This window comes from Dapis hubbardiae BLCC-M172 (assembly GCF_050016015.1).
Taxonomy (GTDB): domain Bacteria; phylum Cyanobacteriota; class Cyanobacteriia; order Cyanobacteriales; family Microcoleaceae; genus Trichodesmium.
Genome location: NZ_JBNHEQ010000053.1, coordinates 1 through 20827, shown reverse-complemented (window position 1 = coordinate 20827; position 20827 = coordinate 1). Strand labels below are relative to the sequence as shown.

Sequence of the window (20827 nt, the reverse complement as noted above, 5' to 3'; positions counted from 1 at the left end):
AGCTTTTTGTTTTTCTCCTAAGCTAGAGTAGACACTGCCAATACTTATGAGAGTGGTTGCTTCCCCACGGCGATCGCCTATTTGCTCAAGTAGAGGTAAAGCTTGATTGTAGAAATTGAGTGCTTTTTGTTTTTCTCCTAAGTCATCGTAGACACTGCCAATATTATTGAGAGTGGTTGCTTCCCCTCCTCGATCGCCTAGTTGCTGAAGTAGAGGTAAAGCTTGATTGTAATAATTGAGTGCTTTTTGTTTTTCTCCTAAGTCACTGTAGACAAGGCCAATATTATTGAGAGTGGTAGCTTCCATTCTTTTATCCCCTACTTGCTGAACTAGAGGTAATGCTTGCTGGTAGTAATTGAGAGCTTTTTGTTTTTCTCCTAAGCTAGAGTAGATACGGCTAATACCAACAAGTGTAACTGCTTCCCCTCCTAAATTACCCGTTTTCCTAAATAGTAATAGTGCCTCTTCCCATTCAGCAATAGCTTGACTGAGAGATTCTGCTGTACCTTGCTTCTTTAGTTCTAATCCCTCCTTCAATAATCTTCCTGCCTCAGCATCAGGGTTGCTTTGAGCAAGAATTTCTCCCTTATTCACAATACTTGGCAACATTAATACAGGAAAACTGACATTAAATAACATCAGACTATTAATACTGAGAATAGACAACCATCGCATTGGAGAAACCATAAATTTCACCTTTACCCCACAACTATAAATTTTCATTTATTATATTTCTGGTTTTAGAGAAGATATGCAATTGAGGTTTGACTAAATGGAGGACATTAATAATTTGCGTGTAGGGAAGATTGGGAACTTTACTCATAATAATAATTCCTTGACGATCGCCCCTGCCGAAATAGGAAATTCATCTTCAATAGGTTCAAGGTAAAGTTCTATAGCTTCTTGAATATTAGTCATTGCCCAAAGTAGGGGCCAATGGCATTCGCCCTGACAGGGCTTTGGTTCTGACTGTGTGGTTTATCAATCTCAAAAGCGCTGTAAATAATACGCTATCTTTAGGGGGCAAATGGCATTTGCCCCTACAAAATATGGTGGTTATGGGTAAGTCCTGAACTTTTTGTTGGGTTTCCGTATGTCAACCCAACCTACAAAGTAGCTACTTACTCAAGAATTACTTCTCACTTCTGTAGGGGTGATTCGCGAATCACCCCTACAGACTTCACTAACTGCCGAGGAGCTAATTGATTAGTTCCAGTTGTCACAACCAAATCTCCTGGTTGCAATACTCCCCGCACCAGACTCCTGTCTCCCTCCGTATGCAAAACCTCAACCATTCTTTTTTCAGTCTGATAAGTTCCCAAAGGTAAATCCAAATCTGACTTATCGGGAGAAACCAGAGCAAAACAAGCTAACAACCCCCGCTCTCCCCAAACCAAAGCAGAAGTTGGCAACCAATATCCCTCCATACTTTCAATCTCATTAAGTTCCAAACGAACAACAGTACCCGGAGCAACAGCTTGCGATAGTGCCAAAATTACACTTTGAGTCCGAGTCGTAGAATCTACTTCTGGTAAAATCGACAAAACTTTTGCACTATAAGTTCTCTCTCCCACCCTTACTTCCTCGAGACTACCTATTCTCAAACGACTAGCTTGAGTTGGCGGCACCCCAACCCGAACTTTTCTGTCGCCACCCTCAACAAAACGCACAACACTCTGGCCAGCATTAACCACTACTCCCTCATCTAAATTACGCACAGAAACAGTCCCAGAAAAAGGAGCATAAAGAATACTCTTTCCCAGAACAACATCAATTTCAGAAATTTGTGCCTCGAAACGTTTAACTTCTGCTTTTTGAGCTTCTATCTGTTCGATGCGAGTTCCAGCAATAAGTTCGTCTAATTGACTTTCCACCTGACGCACTCTAGCTCGTTGCGCTTCTATCTGTTCGATGCGAGTTCCGGCAATAAGTTCGTCTAATTGACTTTCCACCTGACGCACTCTAGCTCGTTGCGCTTCTATCTGTTCGATGCGAGTACCAGCAATAAGTTCATCTAACTGACTTTGTACCTGACGAACTCTAGCTTTTTGAGCTTCTATTTGTTCCGAACGAGTTCCTGTCTGTAGCTTTTCTAATTCACTCTGCGCTCTCTCAAGTCTAGCATTCAGAGTATCAGTCTCAGTGGCAGCTTCATCAAGTTGTTCTAGAGAAATTGCTCCCTCTTTATAAAGTCCTTCACGTCTTTTTTCTCGAATTTCCGCTAATTCTACTTGTTCCTCTAAGTCTAATAGTGCCGAACGAGCTGCTTCAATATCTTCGGTGCGGGGTCCTGTTTGCAATTCTTGTAATCTTGCTTGTTCTTGAGCTAGGGATGCACGAGTCGCTGCAATAACTTCTACCCTTGCTCCTCTTTGCAGTTCTTGTAATTTGGCTTGTTCTTGAGCTAATGATGCGCGAGTCGCTGCAATAACTTCTATCCTCGGTCCCCTTTGCAATTCTTGTAATTTGGCTTGTTCTTGAGCTAATGATGCGCGAGTCGCTGCAATAACTTCTACCCTCGGTCCCCTTTGCAATTCTCTGAGGTTGGCGATCGCTCTTTCTTTCTGCGCTGTTAATACTGCTCGTTGGGCTTTTGTTTGGCTAGTGTCCAGTTGAGCGATCGCTTGTCCTTTGGTTACTTTTTCTCCTTCTTCTATATATATAGATTGAAGTAAACCAGATTGTTCAAAACCAAGTTCGCTAGTCCGTTTAGCTTCTACAATTCCTGTATAACTTTGAGAAACTGAGTAGGAGTTCACTAATTTTATGGGGATAGCTTGAACAGAAAGGATATTGGGAAGAGAACTTTCTGAGGTTGGTTTGGCAGAAATCTTTTGATTCTGGAGAAATTTTAGACTACCAAAAGCTATTGCCAAAATAATTACCAGGAGGCTAACCCCAATTAATTTCTTTTCTTTGCCTTTTGGTTTGAAGTTGGCAGTCTCAGATTGAATTGGTAAAGTTTCTATCTCATCAGTTAAAATTGTCACTTTACCATTTGTTTCATCAGATTTAGAGTCTAACAATTTGTTGTCTGTCATTGGTTTTTGCTCTAAAGATTATTTGTCAAGTAAATCTAAAAAAGGGCTGAAATATACTAAGTCCTGTTTCCTGGGTTTGGTGACTAAACCCCTAAATTTGCTATTAGCCAGGGATTTTTCAAGATTTAATATTTATTTAATAAACACTCTCTAACTTAACTATATAGCAGTCGCCATTACGAGCGCGGACATTCTCACACCTCTCAAATTTAGTCAGAGCAATAATGTAGGGGCTAATGGCCATTAGCCCCTACTTTACCTATAGATGGCCAATTTTGGCTTAACATAAAATAAAAGTGGATTTTTAAAACAGTCGTTTGATATATTAAAATTAAAACATACGTTTAAAATAATTGCAAGGGCAGCTAATTGATGATTAAATCAAATAAAGCTGCATATTCTGGAAAACAAACACAGGATTGAATGGGTAAAAACTCAACTATTGATACAAAGGAGCAAATTCTCAATGCTGCCGAGAAACTGTTTGCCTCTTTAGGCTTTGCAGGAACTTCACTAAGGGCCATAATTCGGGAAGCCGACGTGAACTTAGCGGCCATTCATTATCATTTTGGTTCAAAAGAAGAACTATTTAGTGCAGTAGTCCGACGAGTAGCAGAACCCATCGTCGAAGAGCAACTACGAGAACTGACTATTCTAGAAGAGTCAGACAACCTCCCTTCAGTACCAGAAATTTTCACAGCTTTTCTCGCCCCTCCCCTACAGATGATTCAACAGGGATCGGAGGAATATCGGATTCATGCACAATTTATGGGGCGTTGTCGTGCTGAACCCTACCCAGTTCAGAAACTAGCAGAACAAGAATTTAGAAACAGTCAACAAAGATTTCTATATATACTGACAAAAGTGCTACCCCATCAATCTCCCACAGAATTAAAATGGAAACTTGATTTAGTAGTTGCGATGCTAGTGCGCACATTGAATCAAATGGAGCAATCAGAAATATTAAGTGGAGATAATTCAGTTGAAGATATTGATAAACTTGTGCAGCGTCTGGTAACTTTTGTAAGTCATGGAATTAGTGCTTAATAGAATTCAGAATTTAGAATATAAAAGGATTTTGATTCATCTCAATTGTTCTTACATATCTCATAAATCATTAGACATTTCCAGAAAAGAGGGAATAGAGAATAGTGAAAATTAATTGATAATTTATAGATAAGAATTGATTTTATTTTTAATTTTTGGAGAGGTTTATTCCTGATTACTATTATGTCTATAATTCCATCTATACTCCCCCACTCCCCCACTCCCTCACTCCCCTACTCCCCTACTCCACTACTCCAATTATGCCATATAGTAAATTTACCCTCAGCAAAGCTGTAGAAGATTTTCAACTGACTATTATTGAAGGAGATCGCTTTGTGCCAGAAGTTCCGCAAATTAATCCTACTGCTTTACTCCAAGATACTCTTAAAGAAACAGTACCTTGGGCGATCGCTGTCGGTAGTGAAAAAGCTCGTTCCGAAGGCATTATTAATCCAGTATTATTAGAAGTCAAACGTCAGCTCAAAGGAAAAATTAGTGTTTTTTCCGGTGAAGAGTTTGCCGTACAACCAGAAGTCGATCTAACTGAATATGTTGATTTTCTCATTAGTCATTCTCCAGAACAATTGTATATTAAAGCGCCTGTAGTAGTTTTAGTGGAAGCGAAAAAAGAAGACCTGAAACCAGCACTTGGACAATGTTTAGCAGAAATGGTAGCAGCTCAACGGTTTAATCAACAGAAACAACAACCAATTTCAACTATCTATGGTACAGTCACAAGTGGTATAGTTTGGCGATTTCTGAAACTAGAAGAACAAACTGTCACAATAGACTTCTCCGATAATAAAAAATAAAATCAATTATAGAGGAGAAATTATCAATTATTTCTCCCTTATCCCTGCTCCCTGCTCCCTACTCCCTCTTTTCTGGAGATGTGTATTGATTTAACAGATTATCCGTTGCCGCCTGTTGAGCAGATTTTAAGCTTTCTGGTTTGGATGGTGCAGAATGGCTGATGTTGGTTAAAGACTAATGGCATTGATAGATAATTTAGGAAAAGTTTATTATTGCCCACTAAAAAGTAATCGCGCGCGTAGATGACACTGGGGGTATAGAAAAATATAAAAATATTGCTGAATTAAGCTGGAATGAATCAGAAGAAATATCAGGTAAAATAGTTAAGATCAAAGGTTTTCCCAGGGATAAAAAAGTCAAGCTATTCTGGGCAACTGTTTCTACCAACTTCAGCAGAATATATTGTTACTAATGACATGAGTAATAATAGTACGGATGATCTTGAATTTGAGATTCAAACTAGATGGAAAATTGAAGAGTTTCACAGAGAAATTAAACAACTAACAGGGGTAGGATTTTGCCAATGTCGTCGGGCAGAAATTCAAAAAAATCATATTGCTTGTGCCATGTTAGTCTGGAATTATTTGAAAAAAATGGCAAATCCATACGGGGAAAAATATTGATCAAATGAAACATCAATTATTATCAGAATATAAGCGTATCTGAACTCAAATATCCGTCAATTAAAATGATTGTTATTTGAGTTTTTATAGACTGTTTAGAATTAGCAAGGCTAGGCGATCGCTATAAGTTTTTTGGAAGCGTTGGCGGAGCCTAGCGGCAGCTATATCGCTCTATTTACCATGGGCTATATATAGTGTCTTTGCGTAAGTCCTGATGAGAAAAATTCAAGGGTGTAAACTGTTCTTTTAGTGGTTGTGAAAAATTCCATCCAATGGGCAAATTATCAATATTATCCAAAGCTATCAAAGTCGTAGCTAATTGATTTTGAATACAACTTTGAAATTCGGTCTCATCATTCAATTCCGAACATGAATTTGATTCACAATTTGAGACTATTATTTCTGTTACTCTATTGCTTAAGTTTGAGGTGATTTCACTTTTTGATAAATTTTTGATTTTTTAATCTTTCTAAATCTTCTCGTGCTACAGATTTCTCGGAAACAAATATCTCTAATAAATCACCCTCTCCAGACTCAAGTGGATTCCGTAAAGCATTGGCAATTTGACCACATAACTGTTGATAGGGAAGAGAATAAAGATTTTAGTTATTACCTGTCCCTATCGAACTTTGAAAAACAATCATCCTCTGTGTAATAGGAGTAAGATTTCTGCTTTTCATCCATAGTTTAATACAGAATCTTTGTAACCAAGAACGAACAACTAAATTGTAAGCTGCTTCTGCTAAGATAGCTGTTAGAATTGACTGCATCAGGATGGTACTAGCAACATACTATGTATTATTATGTAATCTCTCTATAGTTTTTCTGTATTGTTCAACCAGTTCTATAGAAGACTGGGAACCTGAGACTCCAAACATAAATGTTAATAGTCTTGAATATAGTAAAGTATGCATAATCTAAACTCCTCAAGTGATAAGCTATTTAGCATTTAAACAAGTATATATTCAATTTTTGTTAAAGGTAATAGGCAACAGGCAATATAAAATCTAAATGATTCTTAGCTTATACACAAGCTTGGTTAATTTTTCTATAAAAGGGAAGTGTGGCAGAATAAATACCCAAAATAAAATAATCAGGTTGTTCTGAGAACTAAATTTAATATTATAACCTAATTATTGATATTTATCAAACTACAAATTGTCAAACAAAAAGGCAGGCAAAAGCCCACCTAAAACAAAATTATATTGTCTAACTATTGGACAATAGTAACTAAGATAACATTGCCATTACACCACCAACAAAGGTTTGCAAATTATCCACTAAAGCAGTAGTAATTCCATGAGTAAAAGGTAAACTATCAATTACCATTACTAAACACAACAACATCATGTAATAAATGGAATACTTAAAGAGCGATCGCGCCACATCTTTATTATCAGGCTCCTTCAACAACTCCCAAGCTTTCTTAATAAAAATTGCACCAAGGTAAGTTGCTAATACTCCATAAACTGCTCCACTTGTATGCAATGGATAAACTAGCAATAGTGTCATCGGAATCAAAATCAGAGTGTAAACCCAAATCTGTCTAGCTGTTTCCTCATTTCCTTCAATTACAGGTAACATTGGTACACCCACTTCCTTATATTCATCACGAATATAAATTGCTAATGCCCAAAAATGAGGAGGAGTCCAGACAACAATTATGGCAAACAGTAACCAAGCTGCCCAACTTAATTCTCCTGTAACAGCAGCCCAACCTACCAATGGAGGAATAGCACCAGCAGCACCACCAATGACAATATTTTGAACACTGTGACGTTTTAACCAGTGAGTGTAAATAGCAACATAAAAAACTATTCCAGACATTGCCAACAGTGCAGCTAGTAAATTAGCAAAAACTGTCAGCAAAGTAAATGATATAGCTGCCAGAGTCAATGCAAAAATCAGAGCATGACGGGGTTGAACTCTCCCAGATGGAATAGGACGCCAGCGAGTACGCTCCATAATATAGTCAATATCGCTGTCGTAGATACAGTTGATAGTATTAGCTGCACCTGAAGCTAAAGTTCCACCAACTAATGTAATGAATAACAGAAGGGGAGAAACTTCTCCTTTTGCACCCAACCACATTCCGGCTGCAGTTGTTATCAATAGCAGCAGAATAATGCGGGGTTTTGTGAGTTGATAATAGCTTTTAATTACTTGTAGAATATTGTCGTGACGTCGTGGAAGACTATGTGAAATAACTTCTTGCATGGATTCTTAATTTGTTAATTTTCTGTTGAAACTGGTTATTACTAGCGTGTCTAGGCTAAAATTGTGGGTAAATTTTTTGGTTGCTTAAACCTCTCCCCCGACCCCTCTCCTGCAAAGAGAGGGGAGCCATACTCCCTCTTAGATCCTCCCCCCCTTTCAAAGGGGGGTAAGGGGGGATAGGAAGCGCATTCGGAGGTTAGGTTTTTTTGCATTAGTCCTAAGCAATATAAAAACGGATATTAGTGCCAGTTAATTTTTGATGTTAGCCAGTTTGAAAAGTTTAGTTACTTGTATAGCACTACGCATCTAGGTTATATCAAGTCTGATTTCCGGTAGTATCGGTGTAAAAAAGCATAGAAACCGGGTTTGTATTAAATGCTCTTGTACGGACGTTGCATGCAACGTCCCTACCATTGAACTCCAATAAACCCCGTTTCTTATAACAGGTCATCTTTAGATTACTTCTGCAGATAGCTAAGGTTTCTAATCTAATAACTCACAAAAGAGGGGTATATTACTGTATCTAGATTAACAATTAAGCTTTTGCAACTTGGCGATCGCGTAAAGCAATCACAGTAAAAGCTACTAAAGTTCCTAGTAATGCTGCTCCTATAGCTTGGTGAGATACAGTTAATAGCTCAATTTGCAGACGTAACCGGAATGTCATAACCCCCAAACCAATTTGAGCTAATACTAATAAACCAGACCAGTTTGCTAACTTTCGCAGCAGCGGATGTAAGGCAGAGGTGCGCCACGCCATTACTACTAATGTTAATGTTGTTAAAGTCGGAGGCACAACACCAAAAATGTGACTATTCATTACTGTACAAAGTTCGGCAATACCAAAGCATTGATGCAGTGCCCACTGAGAAGCAACTAATGCACCCATTAAACTTTGTAAATAGACGAAAATAGCAGCAGTTAATCCCACCCAAGGTAATTTACCAACGTTCCCAGTACCTTTGTATGGAATCATTGACATACCCATGACCAATAAAGTCATAAAGTAAAGTAAAGCCGTACCCAGATGAGCAGTCACAATATCAAAACGTAATAGTTGTGTTACTGTTAACCCACCAAGTACACCTTGGAAAACTATGAGACCTAAAGCAAAAGTGGATGCCCAGGGTAGCCAACTAGGTAGTTCCTGTCTGTGCCACCATGATAAACCCATCAGAGCGATCGCCCCAAAACCGATTAAACTTGCATCTAATCTATGGAACCATTCTAAAAATACCTGTAGGTTCATTTGTGCCATTGGTACTAACTTACCATAACACAACGGCCAGTCAGGACAAGCTAAACCTGCATTCATCACTCTGGTAGCACTACCAATAGCCATCAATATTAGGGTGGCTACACATAGTTTCCATACTAAACCACGAATGCGTTCCCGTGCTGGAGACTGAGAGTAAATAATTTCATTGTTATTTAAAACAGAGTTGGCCATAAATTTTACATTTTATTGTTACTAATTTAACGAAATACTAAGTATTGACAAAGAGAGAAAGGTGAATGATTTTTGTTACTATAAAGGATAGTATTTCTATAATTGTAGAGCTTTAGAAAGTTTTCTGATTTTAATGTTTCTTCACAGTTTATTGCTGTATATGTTACCAATTTCCAAAAAAGTTTATTTTTAACTTTTTCTCCTTTTTCAAACCAGTAAAATATGAACTTTAAGAGTACACAATTTAATTTTAACTTTTTTGAGCCAAAGTGTGGGGTAGTTTTTCAGTGCAATAGTTAAAATAAAATAAACTTTGCCTAGAGAAATTATAGATAAAATGGAGAGAACCTAAAATCTTCCTAAAAAGTAACAATTATATCTAGTTATAGGTAGATGGTTAGTTTAAGCTAAGTAGTTGAGTATGACAACAAGTCACAGACTCTTCTACCTAGGTTATGGTTAACAACTGAAACTAAAAATAGTGAAGTTTTGAACCTAATTAAACCAAGTTAAGTAGACAGAGTTTCCACATACAAATTTTAAGTTTGTGGAGAAAATAACTTATAGACTGCGAGAACCTGATTTTCTGGGAAATATCAAAGCAGTATCCAAAACTAAAACCTGAGATTTGGATAAGTTTGGTTAAGTTCACTAGAACAACAAAATAACCTAAGTAAAATGGAAGAAAAAGAAAAAGTACCAGTCTCAATAATAACTTTAGTAGTTGGTATAGTAATCGCCATAATTAGCGTATGGGCAGGTCAACATCATGGTCTTCTGCCAGAGCAAGCTTCCGAACAAGCGCCTCTGGTTGATAGATTTTTTGATGTAATGTTTACTATAGCAGCAGGTCTATTTCTAGTAGTAGAAGGCACAATTGTCTTTTGCGTAATTAAATTTCGTCAGCGCAAAGGAGATGATGGGGATGGTGCTAGCTTTAGAGAAAATTTACCATTAGAAATATTTTGGACTGCGATTCCATCTATAATTGTTATTGGTCTTGGCATCTATAGTGTAGATGTATACAGACAGATGGGTGGATTCGATCCAAGTGGTACAATGATGATGAGCCATCATCATTCCTCATCTCACCAGCAAGTGGCGAAAATGCCTGGGGCTGCTATTGCTGCTCCTATGATTGCAGATGCTGAAGGAATGGAATCAACAGAAGTAGCTGAAAAAGTGGCTAACAAATATGGTTTGGGAGCAACTCCTGAAGAAGGAGGAAAACCAGCAGATGTGGTAGTTGACATCACCGGTGTTCAATATGGTTGGTTGATGAACTATGCCGATAGTGGTGTCATGGCAGGAGAATTACATATTCCTGTAAACAAGGATATCCAAATCAACCTTTCTGCTAATGATGTAATTCATGCTTTCTGGATACCTGCTTTCCGTCTGAAGCAAGATGCAATTCCTGGTAAAGATACCCAATTACGTTTTACAGCTAGTCAAACAGGAGTATATCCAGTTTATTGTGCTGAACTTTGTGGTGCTTACCACGGAGCAATGAGAACAACTGTTGTTGTTGAAACCCAAGAAGAATATGAAGCTTGGATAGCAGAAAATACTTTTGCTCAAAAACCAGAATTGAATCAAGCTGTAGCAGTAAATACTGCTGATTTATCAGAGTCGGAATATCTTACACCCTACTCTCAGGAGATGGGAATTGATTCTGAAACATTAAATCAAATTCATCCAGCTTATCATTAAAAAAACGTTCTAGGATTTGGTAGAACAATAAATCAAATCAAATCCCTTGACTTTGGAGAAGAAAATTCTACCATCAGTATTGGTAAAACTCCAAGTTTTGTAGGGGTTTGGAGACAAAACCCCTACGTTCTGAACTCAGAGGTACTGATAACTGATGTACTGACAGTTCGCGTTTGCGGAGCATTCCGGAACGGAAACTGTCACTACTAGACGTTGCATGCAACGTCCCTACACCGATAACTGAAATGACACAAACACAAATTCCTTTAGATACTCAAGAATCACAACCGGAAAAATCACATCCGAAAGCTTGGAAGTGGTATCACTACTTCGGCTATAACATAGACCATAAGGTAATTGGCATTCAATATCTAGTTACTGCCTTCTTCTTTTATCTGCTCGGTGGTCTAATGGCAATGGGTCTAAGAGCTGAACTCTATACACCAGACCCAGACGTTCTCGACCCAAATGTCTATAACTCTTTCCTAACAAACCACGGCACGATAATGATTTTCCTGTGGATCGTGCCTGCTGCTATCGGTGGTTTCGGTAACTATCTCGTTCCCCTAATGGTGGGAGCAAGAGACATGGCGTTTCCAAACCTGAACGCCATTGCCTTCTGGCTCAACCCTCCTGCTGGAGCATTATTAATTGCAAGTATAGCTTTGGGAGGAGCGCAAAGTGGTTGGACAGCATATCCCCCACTCAGCATTATCACCAATAACGCGGGACAATCTTTATGGATTCTCAGTATTGTGTTAGTGGGAACCTCCTCAATTCTGGGTTCGTTGAACTTTATCACCACTATCCTGAAAATGAAAGTTCCTAGCATGAAATGGGATCAACTTCCCCTATTTTGCTGGGCAATTCTCGCTACCTCCGTTTTAGCTCTCTGCTCCACTCCTGTTTTAGCAGCAGCTTTGGTAATGTTATTATTTGACATCAATTTTGGCACCGGCTTCTTTCGACCAGAGATGGGCGGTGATGTGGTCATCTACCAGCACTTATTTTGGTTCTATTCTCACCCCGCAGTTTATCTGATGATTCTGCCAATATTCGGCATTCTCTCAGAAGTAATACCTGTTCATGCTCGTAAACCAATATTTGGTTATAAAGCGATCGCTTACTCCAGTCTCGCTATTTGTTTAGTAGGTTTGTTCGTATGGGTACACCATATGTTCACCAGTGGAACTCCTCCTTGGATGCGGATGTTCTTCACTATTTCTACTCTAATTGTGGCAGTTCCTACCGGAGTCAAAATCTTTAGTTGGGTAGCTACTCTCTGGGGCGGAAAAATTCGTTTTACCAGTGGAATGCTTTTTGCCATTGGTTTATTAGCAATGTTCGTCATGGGTGGACTCAGTGGCGTAACTATGGGAACAGCTCCCTTTGATGTTCACGTCCATGATAGTTACTATGTAGTAGCTCACTTCCATTACGTTCTATTTGGTGGGTCAGTGTTTGGTTTGTATGCAGGTATGTATCATTGGTTCCCCAAAATTACAGGTCGGATGTACAACGAAACCTGGGGTCGGATTCATTTTGTCCTCACCTTCATTGGTACCAACATGACATTCCTACCTATGCACGAATTAGGTTTACAGGGAATGCCACGTCGTATTGCCATGTATGACCCTAAGTTTGAATCTATCAACCATATCTGTACTTATGGGTCAATTATCCTTGGTTTATCCGTAATTCCATTCTTCATCAACATGATTTGGAGTTGGATGTATGGGCCAAAAGCTGGCGATAATCCTTGGGGTGGTTTATCTTTGGAGTGGACTACTAGCTCACCTCCCATCATTGAAAACTGGGAAGTATTGCCAGTAGTTACTTATGGTCCTTATGATTTTGGCTCGAAGAAAACTCTTGGTATTCGAGAGCGGTTCAAGCTGATTTCTCAACCAAGTTCCAAGGTTAAGGAAACAGGTGTACCTGTGTCTGAAGCTGATTCTTCATCCTTATATAGTGGTTCTGGTGATTCTCAGAATCCTCCAGGGGACAATTAGAAAAGAGGGAATAGGTAGGGACGTTGGATGCAATGTCCTTACAGAGTAGTAATAGTGCTTTAGATCATTGGGGGCAGGTTTATCTAATCAAATGTGAAAACTCATAAATTGAAACGGGAAACCCGCCCCTACTATTGCAACATTTTAGGTGTGTTACGCCATTAGTGGACCGACACAGCTAAAACTGTGCATTAGGGAGTAGGAGAGTAGGGTAGAGACGTTGCATGCAATGTCTGTACAGGAGAAAGATTCTTGTTGGGTTTTTCCGTTGGAAATGCTCTGCAAACGTCCCTCAACCCAACCTACATCTATATCCACCATTTAAGGTGTGTCACGCCAGTAGGGTGCGTTTTGCTGCGCAATATGTTTCGGCTAAGAGCCGACATGAATGCGGAGCATTCCGTCAGGAAAAAGCCAAGCGTAACGCACCGTAATAGTAGACCGAAACACCTAAAATGATAAGTTCCGACAGATTGCTAAATCCCTTTTATAGTCGGAATTTAGGCCGTAAATACGCACCCTACTTGACTCAACTATCCAACTTCAAAAATCAATTTTGTTTATCTAGGTACAGGAGATTATGCAAGGTTCAACAATTGAGACAACTAATAATTTAGTTGATACTTCAGTTCATTCGGCATCAGTAGAAGCAGGTCATCACGAAGAACATCAGGATTTAAGAGTTTTCGGATTATTAACATTTCTCGCTTCTGAGTCTTTGATGTTTGCAGGGTTATTTGCTGCTTATTTAATTTATCGAGCAAATGCAGGAGTTTGGCCTCCTGAAGAAACAGAGGTAGAGTTATTATTGCCGACAATTAACACTATTATTCTGGTTTCTAGTAGTTTTGTGATTCACAAGGGCGATACTGCAATTAAAAAGAATGATATCTCAGGAATGCGCTTATGGTATTTAGTTACAGCAATCATGGGTATCATTTTCTTAGGTGGTCAGGTTTATGAGTACATGACTTTGGGTTATGGTCTGACTACTAATGTCTTTTCCAACTGTTTTTATGTGATGACTGGTTTCCACGGTCTCCACGTTTTTGTTGGTGTATTGCTAATTCTTGGTGTGTTATGGCGTTCTCGTCGTGCTGGTCATTACAACGAAGAAAAGCACGTTGGTATTGAGATGGCAGAAATTTATTGGCACTTTGTTGATATTATCTGGATTGTTTTGTTCACTTTACTTTATATTTTGACTCAATTTTAATCCAGATATTTCTGTCGATAAATTATATCAACTTTTGCTAAAACCTTTGTAGGGATGTTCTATAAAACATCCCTACATTTTTTTTCATGTATGCTTAATTCAGTATAAAAAAATTTTCTCCCTTCTCCCCTTTTCTTTCCTCTACCTTCTTTATTTATCAACGTCGGAATTCTGTTCGCTCAATATAATAAACTCTCAAACTAGGTTCACCTTCTACTAATTCACTAAATTTCTCTACTATACTTTTCGCATAAGGAGTTGCTAAGTGCTTATCAAGGGAGCCTCTACTTTTCCACTCTTCAAAAAATATAAATGAATTGGGATAAGTGGTTTCTTCATAAACATTATAACTAAGATTACCAGGTTCATTTCTTGTTTGTTTAGTAGCTTCTGTAGCTAGTTTGATAAATTCTTCTCGTTTCTCTGGTTTAACAACAAATCTTGATGATAGTGCCACAGGTAATCCCATGAATTCTGTTCGAGGTTGTTTGGGAGCTTGACTTACTTGACTGTTTTTTAGTTTATTTTTTTTGTTTGCCAATACTGGTTTTTCATTACTATTATTAGCGACAGTTGTTTCTGTAGTTGAGACTGGTGTTGATGATAAATTCTCACTACTATTGGTATTTTCTACCTGAGATTCACAGCCAAGCAAGCATCCGAAAATTAATCCGCCAATTATTAATTTTTGTGCTGATACTAAACGTAGGTTACGCTCAATTTTTTGATAATTAAACATATATATTTACTCCCTTATTTTATTGTTTACAGTGTTTTTTCAATAATAAAACTATGATAAATTTATCTCTAACATTCTAGACACTATTAATATAGTAATCCTAAATTGGTTGTGACAGTTTTTATAATATAATAGTTAATTTAACCTGAAAACTTTGAAAATTATGACTCTTGTACGGGCGATTTCGTAGGTCATGCTCCTAATTGCGCTAATCGCCTCTACAACGCCTAACTCCTAACTACTACCAAAATATTACAACCGATTAGAGGATTGCTATATATTAAACTAAATATTTAATTTTTATAGAAGATTAGCAAAATAAACATAGTTTTTTTAGTACAAAAAACTTAGTGTTATATTTCTCCTAATTGCCTATTATCTGTAGCTTTATTCTACGTTTAAAGCTGAAAATCTATACTTTGAAAGTGATGAATCTTAAAGCTAGGTTCCTTAACAGATATTTCCATGATTTTCTGTTCTTTTGTTTTATGAGCATCAGTCGCTATAAATTGCTGCAAAGATTTTTTACTCTTCCATTCTTCAAAAATTAGGAAAGAATTAGGATTATTGATCTCTTCATACAAACTATAACTAATATTGCCAGAATTCATTCTCACTTTGGGAATAATATCATTAATTAATTTAATAAATTCCTCTCGTTTATCCGGCATAATTTCAAATCTTGAAGATGCTAAAATTGGTAAGCCAGAAAACTCTGTACCCTTTCCATCTTGTGCTATTACTTGTACTATTAATTTATTTTTTTGCTCTACTTTTGCTAAAGCTATTTTCGGACTATCATTAGTATTGTGATAAACAAATTTTTCACATCCATAAATAGAACCAATTAGTAACAACAGCAAAGCAGATTTTCCTAAAAATTTGAACCTACTATTAGAGTGAGAAAACATTTGTTGATAAATTATAGTAGACAACGGCTATAAAAATTATAGCTATTTTATATCAAGTCGCCATTAGATTAATAATTTTTCTATATTTTGTCAGTATGATAGTTGTGTAGGCTACTGATTAATTTTTCAATAATAATTAGAATAAACTCACTTTAGTAATCATACTTACCAATAATAAAGAAAGTTTTTTATAACCATACTAAATCCAAGCAAAACATCTAGATGTTAGAGGAAAAAAGAAGTGTTTCAGAAAGACTAACCATATTGGGTATTGCTATACAATGACAACTTATGTAGGAATTATCCTAATTTATATCTAAAATCTAAAATATTAACTATGGATATTAAACGAGTAATTATTGCTCATAAAGCCAGAGATGATGTGAGTCGGCATTATGCAGAACAATCTGCTAGACAATTGGAACATAGAGGATGTCAAGTATTGATGGGTCCAAGTGGAGCACAAGATAATCCTTATCCAGTTTTTCTTGCCTCCAGCACTCAGAAAATTGACTTGGCAGTGGTTTTGGGGGGAGATGGTACTGTATTAGCTGCTGCTAGACATTTAGCAGCTGAAGGTATTCCTATGTTGGCAGTCAATGTTGGAGGACATTTAGGCTTTTTGACCGAGAATTTTGAAGATTTTAAGGATACAGAAAAAGTATGGGATAGGTTGTTTGAAGACCGCTATGCCGTACAACTGCGAATGATGTTACAGTCAGCAGTATTTGATGGCGATCGCTCAAACCTCAAACCTGCAAGCGATCGCTTTTTAGCCTTAAATGAATTTTGTATTAAACCTGCTTCTGCTGACAGGATGCCTACTTCTATTTTGGAAGTAGAGGTTGATGGTGAGGTAGTAGACCAATATCAAGGGGATGGATTAATTGTTGCGAGTCCCACAGGTTCGACTTGCTATACTGCTTCTGCTAATGGACCAATTATGCACGCGGGTATGGCTTCTATTTCTGTGACTCCAATTTGTCCTTTAAGTCTTTCTAGTCGTCCTATTGTACTTCCTCCTCGTTGTATAGTCAGCGTCTGGCCTTTGCAGGAGCAGGATCTAACTACTAAACTTTGGGCAGATGGAGTCCTATCTACTGCTATTTGGCCCGGACAAAGGGTAGATGTGCGTATGGCAGATTGTCAAGCTAAGTTTATTATTTTGCGGGAAAATTATTCATTTTTCCAGACTCTCAGAGAAAAACTACAATGGGCTGGTGCTAGAATTAAGTATCAAAATTATCATCGGAGTAGTTAGGGTGATGGGGGAGTGTGGGAAGTATGGGGAGATGGGGAGTATGGGGAGATGGGGAGATGGGGAGTGTGGGAAGTATGGGGAGATGGGGAGTGTGGGAATAAATTAAAAAAATAATATCTTCACCATTATAATGCAGGACAACCGAAATATTTACTCCGTCATTTTAGTTATTAGTTATTAGTACCTCCTTCTGAAGCATCAGGATTGAAATACTGAAGCTTATTTTTTTTATCCCCTTAAAAGATAAAGTTTGAGAGCTTATTTTTTTGTCAAAAATACCACATTAATCACCGAATATGTTTTTATTAATTGATAATTACCTCTGGTTAAAACCGCACGGGAATTGAAGATAAGGAAATATTATTTCTTCTCTTGGTCGATTGGATATGGCGTTAACGTTAGCGTTAGCGCAGCTCCTCTGGAAGAGGCAGTGGCTCTTCCAGAGCGGGAGACCGTTCCCTCCGGGACGCTTTCCTACGGAATGCTCCTAATTACGCGTTTAGCGTTCCGCACAACGCGCGTTAACGCTTCGCGACATATAAAGCGGAGCTTTGCGTTAGCAAACGCCATCCCATCCTGACGGAATGCTCCGCAAACGACCGCTTTTTTCCCCTATCCAAGGGGAGGCTTTAAACCAGAATTAATAATTAATAATTCGGTAAGTAGTTTGACATACTCCCGACGCTCCCCTACGGGAGAGCGCGGGATTCTTCAGCCAGATTAAGCCCTGGCCGCAGTTTTAACAGAAGTGATGTCCTCCTCCTGTGTTGACAACAATCCTATTTTTTGTATTAGAAGTGCTGAGTTATAATCCCTATCTAATTCTTGTCCACATCTGGGACATGAATGCCAACGCTCTGATAAACTTTTAGAGACTTTTCTCAAGCATTCCCAACAATGTTGAGATGTGCCTTTTGGGTCTACTTTAATAATTGTTTTGCCAAGTTTCCAGGCAACATACTCTAAAATCTGAATAAATTGACCAAAAGCTGCATCTTGCAAAGACTTATTCAGTCCTGACTTCGCCGATTGACCATTGGGTAAGAACTGACCATTATCTCCTAATTTGGCTTTGCAACGTCTAACTAAAGAAGCTATCTGTAGGTTTTCCAGGAATATTACCTGACAATCACTGAACAAATGATAAGCAAGTTTGAATTGCCAGTCTAAGCGTTGTCTAGCAACTAATTGATGGAGTTTAGCTATTTTGTGTTTGAGGATATTCCAAGGCTGTGAATATTTTTGTTTGTTAGCCAATCTCACCTGAAGTTTAGATAAACGATGTTCAGATTTCCTGAAAAATTTAGGAACTTCTATAAATTCTCCATCACTGGTAACAGCATAGTGCAACAGTCCTAAATCAATACCTTTTGAGTTTTGTTCGGTGGGTTGAATTTCTACAACCTCGCAAGGTATAGCCTGATCTTCTATCGTCAAGCTAATGTACCATCCGTCAACTTCACGAATTACTGTACCTGTCTTAACCTTGAATCCTACTGGTATTGGGCGATTGTAGACTAAAGGGACTAAACCAATCTTTGGTAGATTTATACAAAAACGACCGTTGGCATTTTTAACTATATGGGCATTTGATAACTGAGGATAACTGAAAGAATTGTAATAATGCCGACCTTTGAATTTAGGTCTACCACTGGTTTTACCCTTTTGATCGGGCTTGGTAAAGTTATCCATTGTTGTTTGTACTCTTTGGATAACATCTTGTAAAACCTGGGAGTGGAGCGACTTATATTCAGGGAAAAGTTTTTTAGTTTGTGCTAAGTCTGCTAGTTGAACAGTTTCCCACAAAACATAACCATTGGCTATATTTGGATGTCGATCCCCTTTCTTGGTTATCGGATTACCATTGCTGTCCTTTTTCCTACCGTCGCGCGTTTGTATTCTAAATTCGGGAATATTTTGATAAATCCGTTCTACAGGCACTACTGAGACATTGAGAGGACAAGCATTAAGGAGTGTGCGCGTTGCTTCAAACCAATTCAACCGTTCAGCTAAACGGTAATTGTATTGCTTCCTAGCCATGGATAACCAATTAGCAATAATAACCGCTTGACTCTTATGGGGTTTTAGCTTGTACTTGTATTTCAATAGCATAGAGAATCGACCTTATTCCTATACATCTGTTATTATAATGACTGTATATATAATTGTCAACAGCTATAGCCAAATAATTATGAAAAAAGATTTTGTATCTAGTGGTAGAGCCTTATCTGACATGAAAGCTCACTTAGTCTTGGTAACGAAATATAGAAAAAAAGTAATCAATCAGGAGATGCTCAAACGATTAGGAGAAATAGTAGACAATCTATGCACTAAATGGGACTGCAAACTAATAGAGTTTAATGGTGAACCCGACCATGTACACTTGCTATTCCAATACTACCCACAGCTTGAGTTGCCTAAATTTGTGACTAATCTAAAATCTGTAAGTAGTAGAAGACTTAGAGCTGAGTTTCCAGTACAAATCAATAAAGCTTACTTCAAAGCTGTATTTTGGAGTGAATCTTATTTTATTGCTAGCTGTGGTGGTGTAAGTATTTCAGTCCTAAAGAAATACATAGAAAATCAGGACGAACCACACACATAAGGCCCGGCTTTCATCCCGACGCTCCCCTCCGGGAGAGCGCGGGACTTCCCGCCGGGGGAGTTAAATGAGAAATAGCTTATCTGACTGATTGCAAGATTTATGAGTAATATCATGTCCGGATAATTAGGTATAATAAAACTTTATCCTCCTTAATACTTTATTTCTCTCTTTTCTTCTCTCCTGAATTCTGTAGGTCCCCAATGCAACGGCTCCCTTTCCCGACTCCTACCTTTTTACTTATAATTATTTAACCGGATATGATATAATATGGGATTTATTCAAAGCAGAAAAATTATCAAAGTCAGTTTAATTAATCTGCTTTTATTAGTAGCTATATTAAGTTTGGTTGAAGGTCTATCTAGCATATTATTACTGTTTAATAAAATTAGTAAAGTTCGACCGATAAGTGAAAGACGCCACACTCAATATGATGAACTATTAGGATGGGTGAATATTCCTAATGTAGATATTCCAAATATGTATGGTGAGGGGATATATTTTCGGACAAATTCTCAATCATTTAGAAATAAGGAAGACTTTACTATTAATATTCCCCCCAATAAATTTAGGATAATTTGTTCTGGGGATTCTTTCACAATGGGATGGGGAGTTAGCAATGATCAAACATGGTGTCAATTATTAACATCTATAAATAACCTTTTGCAAACTATTAATATGGGTCAAGGAGGATATGGTGTTGACCAAGCTTATTTATGGTACAAACGTGATGGTAGTAAGTTTGACCATAATATTCAGATATTTGCTTTTATTACTGATGATTTTGTGCGGATGCAGCGTGCCAAGTCTCTAGGTTATGGGAAACCATTATTATCTTTAGAAAATGGTGAGTTAGTTAATCATAATTTTCCTGTACCTAGAGGTTCTTTTTTAGTTCCAAAAATTACAGAAGGTAGTAAATATATTCAGGAATTAAGATTTTTAGGTCTATGGCAAATATTGTTTCCGAGAAAGCTGGAAACTGATAATCAATATGTTGCTCAAACTCCTGCTATAGCCATGAAAATATTTGAGGAGTTAGCAGAAATAAATAGAGATAAAAATAGTAGATTAGTCGTGGTTTATTTGCCTATTCGTTCTGACTATTATGGGAATGAATCTGATTCTTGGCGACAATATCTACAGGTAGAGTTAGAGAAACGCAACATAATTTATATCGAT

Annotated in this window: 17 protein-coding genes; 9 read left to right on the top strand and 8 right to left on the bottom strand. The window is 37.7% G+C overall.

The window, feature by feature from the left end; all coding sequences use genetic code 11:
* Together ACP6PK_RS05360 and ACP6PK_RS05355 are read right to left on the bottom strand one after the other, a co-directional pair.
* Positions 1-723 (bottom strand): tetratricopeptide repeat protein (locus ACP6PK_RS05360; protein ID WP_426558416.1); only part of this gene is annotated, 723 nt, incomplete at its 3' end.
* 416 nt (positions 724-1139) lie between these two features.
* Entirely contained in the window at positions 1140-3041 is a 1902-nt protein-coding gene (locus tag ACP6PK_RS05355) for an HlyD family efflux transporter periplasmic adaptor subunit (RefSeq protein WP_426558414.1), read from the bottom strand.
* Positions 3042-3464: 423 nt separating this feature from the next.
* Between ACP6PK_RS05355 and ACP6PK_RS05350 the strand changes: the two genes are divergently transcribed.
* The 3 genes from ACP6PK_RS05350 to ACP6PK_RS05340 all read left to right on the top strand — a co-directional run bounded on the left by ACP6PK_RS05350 (position 3465) and on the right by ACP6PK_RS05340 (position 5524).
* Positions 3465-4088, top strand: coding sequence for a TetR/AcrR family transcriptional regulator (locus ACP6PK_RS05350; protein ID WP_426558412.1), 624 nt, complete (start codon positions 3465-3467; stop codon positions 4086-4088).
* A gap of 260 nt (positions 4089-4348) precedes the next feature.
* Entirely contained in the window at positions 4349-4900 is a 552-nt protein-coding gene (locus tag ACP6PK_RS05345; protein ID WP_426558410.1) for a hypothetical protein, read from the top strand.
* 417 nt (positions 4901-5317) lie between these two features.
* Positions 5318-5524 carry a hypothetical protein gene (locus ACP6PK_RS05340; RefSeq protein ID WP_094672398.1) on the top strand — a complete coding sequence of 69 codons (207 nt, stop codon included), beginning with the start codon at positions 5318-5320 and terminating at the stop codon, positions 5522-5524.
* A 602-nt stretch (positions 5525-6126) separates the two neighbouring features.
* Here ACP6PK_RS05340 and ACP6PK_RS05335 read toward each other — a convergent pair.
* The 3 genes from ACP6PK_RS05335 to ACP6PK_RS05325 all read right to left on the bottom strand — a co-directional run bounded on the left by ACP6PK_RS05335 (position 6127) and on the right by ACP6PK_RS05325 (position 9191).
* A complete protein-coding gene (locus ACP6PK_RS05335) occupies positions 6127-6294 on the bottom strand; it encodes a hypothetical protein (RefSeq protein WP_426558408.1) in 168 nt (55 codons plus the stop codon).
* 460 nt (positions 6295-6754) lie between these two features.
* Entirely contained in the window at positions 6755-7741 is a 987-nt protein-coding gene (locus tag ACP6PK_RS05330) for a heme o synthase (protein WP_094675515.1), read from the bottom strand.
* Positions 7742-8276: 535 nt separating this feature from the next.
* Complete coding sequence (locus tag ACP6PK_RS05325; protein WP_426558406.1) at positions 8277-9191, bottom strand: COX15/CtaA family protein; 915 nt, start codon at positions 9189-9191, stop codon at positions 8277-8279.
* 678 nt (positions 9192-9869) lie between these two features.
* Between ACP6PK_RS05325 and ACP6PK_RS05320 the strand changes: the two genes are divergently transcribed.
* From ACP6PK_RS05320 to ACP6PK_RS05310, 3 genes are all read left to right on the top strand, one after another.
* Positions 9870-10904, top strand: coding sequence for a cytochrome c oxidase subunit II (locus ACP6PK_RS05320; protein ID WP_426558404.1), 1035 nt, complete (start codon positions 9870-9872; stop codon positions 10902-10904).
* A gap of 245 nt (positions 10905-11149) precedes the next feature.
* Positions 11150-12916 carry a cytochrome c oxidase subunit I gene (gene ctaD / locus ACP6PK_RS05315; protein ID WP_426558402.1) on the top strand — a complete coding sequence of 589 codons (1767 nt, stop codon included), beginning with the start codon at positions 11150-11152 and terminating at the stop codon, positions 12914-12916.
* A 580-nt stretch (positions 12917-13496) separates the two neighbouring features.
* Entirely contained in the window at positions 13497-14132 is a 636-nt protein-coding gene (locus tag ACP6PK_RS05310; RefSeq protein WP_426558400.1) for a cytochrome c oxidase subunit 3, read from the top strand.
* Positions 14133-14289: 157 nt separating this feature from the next.
* Here ACP6PK_RS05310 and ACP6PK_RS05305 read toward each other — a convergent pair whose 3' ends face one another.
* Together ACP6PK_RS05305 and ACP6PK_RS05300 are read right to left on the bottom strand one after the other, a co-directional pair.
* The gene (locus tag ACP6PK_RS05305; protein WP_094675525.1) at positions 14290-14871 is read right to left on the bottom strand and encodes a putative quinol monooxygenase; all 582 of its coding nucleotides are present in this window, start codon (positions 14869-14871) and stop codon (positions 14290-14292) included.
* Positions 14872-15269: 398 nt separating this feature from the next.
* Positions 15270-15782 carry a putative quinol monooxygenase gene (locus ACP6PK_RS05300; protein WP_426558398.1) on the bottom strand — a complete coding sequence of 171 codons (513 nt, stop codon included), beginning with the start codon at positions 15780-15782 and terminating at the stop codon, positions 15270-15272.
* A 337-nt stretch (positions 15783-16119) separates the two neighbouring features.
* On the opposite strand from ACP6PK_RS05300, the gene ACP6PK_RS05295 reads away from it, so the two are divergent.
* Positions 16120-17043, top strand: a complete 924-nt coding sequence (locus ACP6PK_RS05295) for an NAD(+) kinase (RefSeq protein ID WP_426558396.1) — start codon at positions 16120-16122, stop codon at positions 17041-17043.
* Between the two features lie 720 nt (positions 17044-17763).
* Here the strand turns inward: ACP6PK_RS05295 and ACP6PK_RS05290 are convergent.
* Positions 17764-19155: an RNA-guided endonuclease InsQ/TnpB family protein gene (locus ACP6PK_RS05290; protein WP_426558394.1), complete on the bottom strand. Its 1392-nt coding sequence runs from the start codon at positions 19153-19155 to the stop codon at positions 17764-17766.
* Between the two features lie 79 nt (positions 19156-19234).
* On the opposite strand from ACP6PK_RS05290, the gene tnpA reads away from it, so the two are divergent.
* Both tnpA and ACP6PK_RS05280 read left to right on the top strand, forming a co-directional pair.
* The gene (tnpA, locus tag ACP6PK_RS05285) at positions 19235-19648 is read left to right on the top strand and encodes an IS200/IS605 family transposase (RefSeq protein ID WP_426558392.1); all 414 of its coding nucleotides are present in this window, start codon (positions 19235-19237) and stop codon (positions 19646-19648) included.
* A 267-nt stretch (positions 19649-19915) separates the two neighbouring features.
* Positions 19916-20827: hypothetical protein (locus tag ACP6PK_RS05280; protein WP_426558390.1), on the top strand; the 912-nt coding region annotated here is incomplete at its 3' end.

Bases quoted from the DNA above. Each gene is read 5' to 3' on its own strand.
- ACP6PK_RS05355 (WP_426558414.1), bottom strand. From the start codon at position 3,041: ATGACAGACAACAAATTGTTAGACTCTAAATCTGATGAAACAAATGGT.
- ACP6PK_RS05350 (WP_426558412.1), top strand. From the start codon at position 3,465: ATGGGTAAAAACTCAACTATTGATACAAAGGAGCAAATTCTCAATGCT.
- ACP6PK_RS05345 (WP_426558410.1), top strand. From the start codon at position 4,349: ATGCCATATAGTAAATTTACCCTCAGCAAAGCTGTAGAAGATTTTCAA.
- ACP6PK_RS05340 (WP_094672398.1), top strand. From the start codon at position 5,318: ATGAGTAATAATAGTACGGATGATCTTGAATTTGAGATTCAAACTAGA.
- ACP6PK_RS05335 (WP_426558408.1), bottom strand. From the start codon at position 6,294: ATGCAGTCAATTCTAACAGCTATCTTAGCAGAAGCAGCTTACAATTTA.
- ACP6PK_RS05330 (WP_094675515.1), bottom strand. From the start codon at position 7,741: ATGCAAGAAGTTATTTCACATAGTCTTCCACGACGTCACGACAATATT.
- ACP6PK_RS05325 (WP_426558406.1), bottom strand. From the start codon at position 9,191: ATGGCCAACTCTGTTTTAAATAACAATGAAATTATTTACTCTCAGTCT.
- ACP6PK_RS05320 (WP_426558404.1), top strand. From the start codon at position 9,870: ATGGAAGAAAAAGAAAAAGTACCAGTCTCAATAATAACTTTAGTAGTT.
- ctaD (WP_426558402.1), top strand. From the start codon at position 11,150: ATGACACAAACACAAATTCCTTTAGATACTCAAGAATCACAACCGGAA.
- ACP6PK_RS05310 (WP_426558400.1), top strand. From the start codon at position 13,497: ATGCAAGGTTCAACAATTGAGACAACTAATAATTTAGTTGATACTTCA.
- ACP6PK_RS05305 (WP_094675525.1), bottom strand. From the start codon at position 14,871: ATGTTTAATTATCAAAAAATTGAGCGTAACCTACGTTTAGTATCAGCA.
- ACP6PK_RS05300 (WP_426558398.1), bottom strand. From the start codon at position 15,782: ATGTTTTCTCACTCTAATAGTAGGTTCAAATTTTTAGGAAAATCTGCT.
- ACP6PK_RS05295 (WP_426558396.1), top strand. From the start codon at position 16,120: ATGGATATTAAACGAGTAATTATTGCTCATAAAGCCAGAGATGATGTG.
- ACP6PK_RS05290 (WP_426558394.1), bottom strand. From the start codon at position 19,155: ATGCTATTGAAATACAAGTACAAGCTAAAACCCCATAAGAGTCAAGCG.
- tnpA (WP_426558392.1), top strand. From the start codon at position 19,235: ATGAAAAAAGATTTTGTATCTAGTGGTAGAGCCTTATCTGACATGAAA.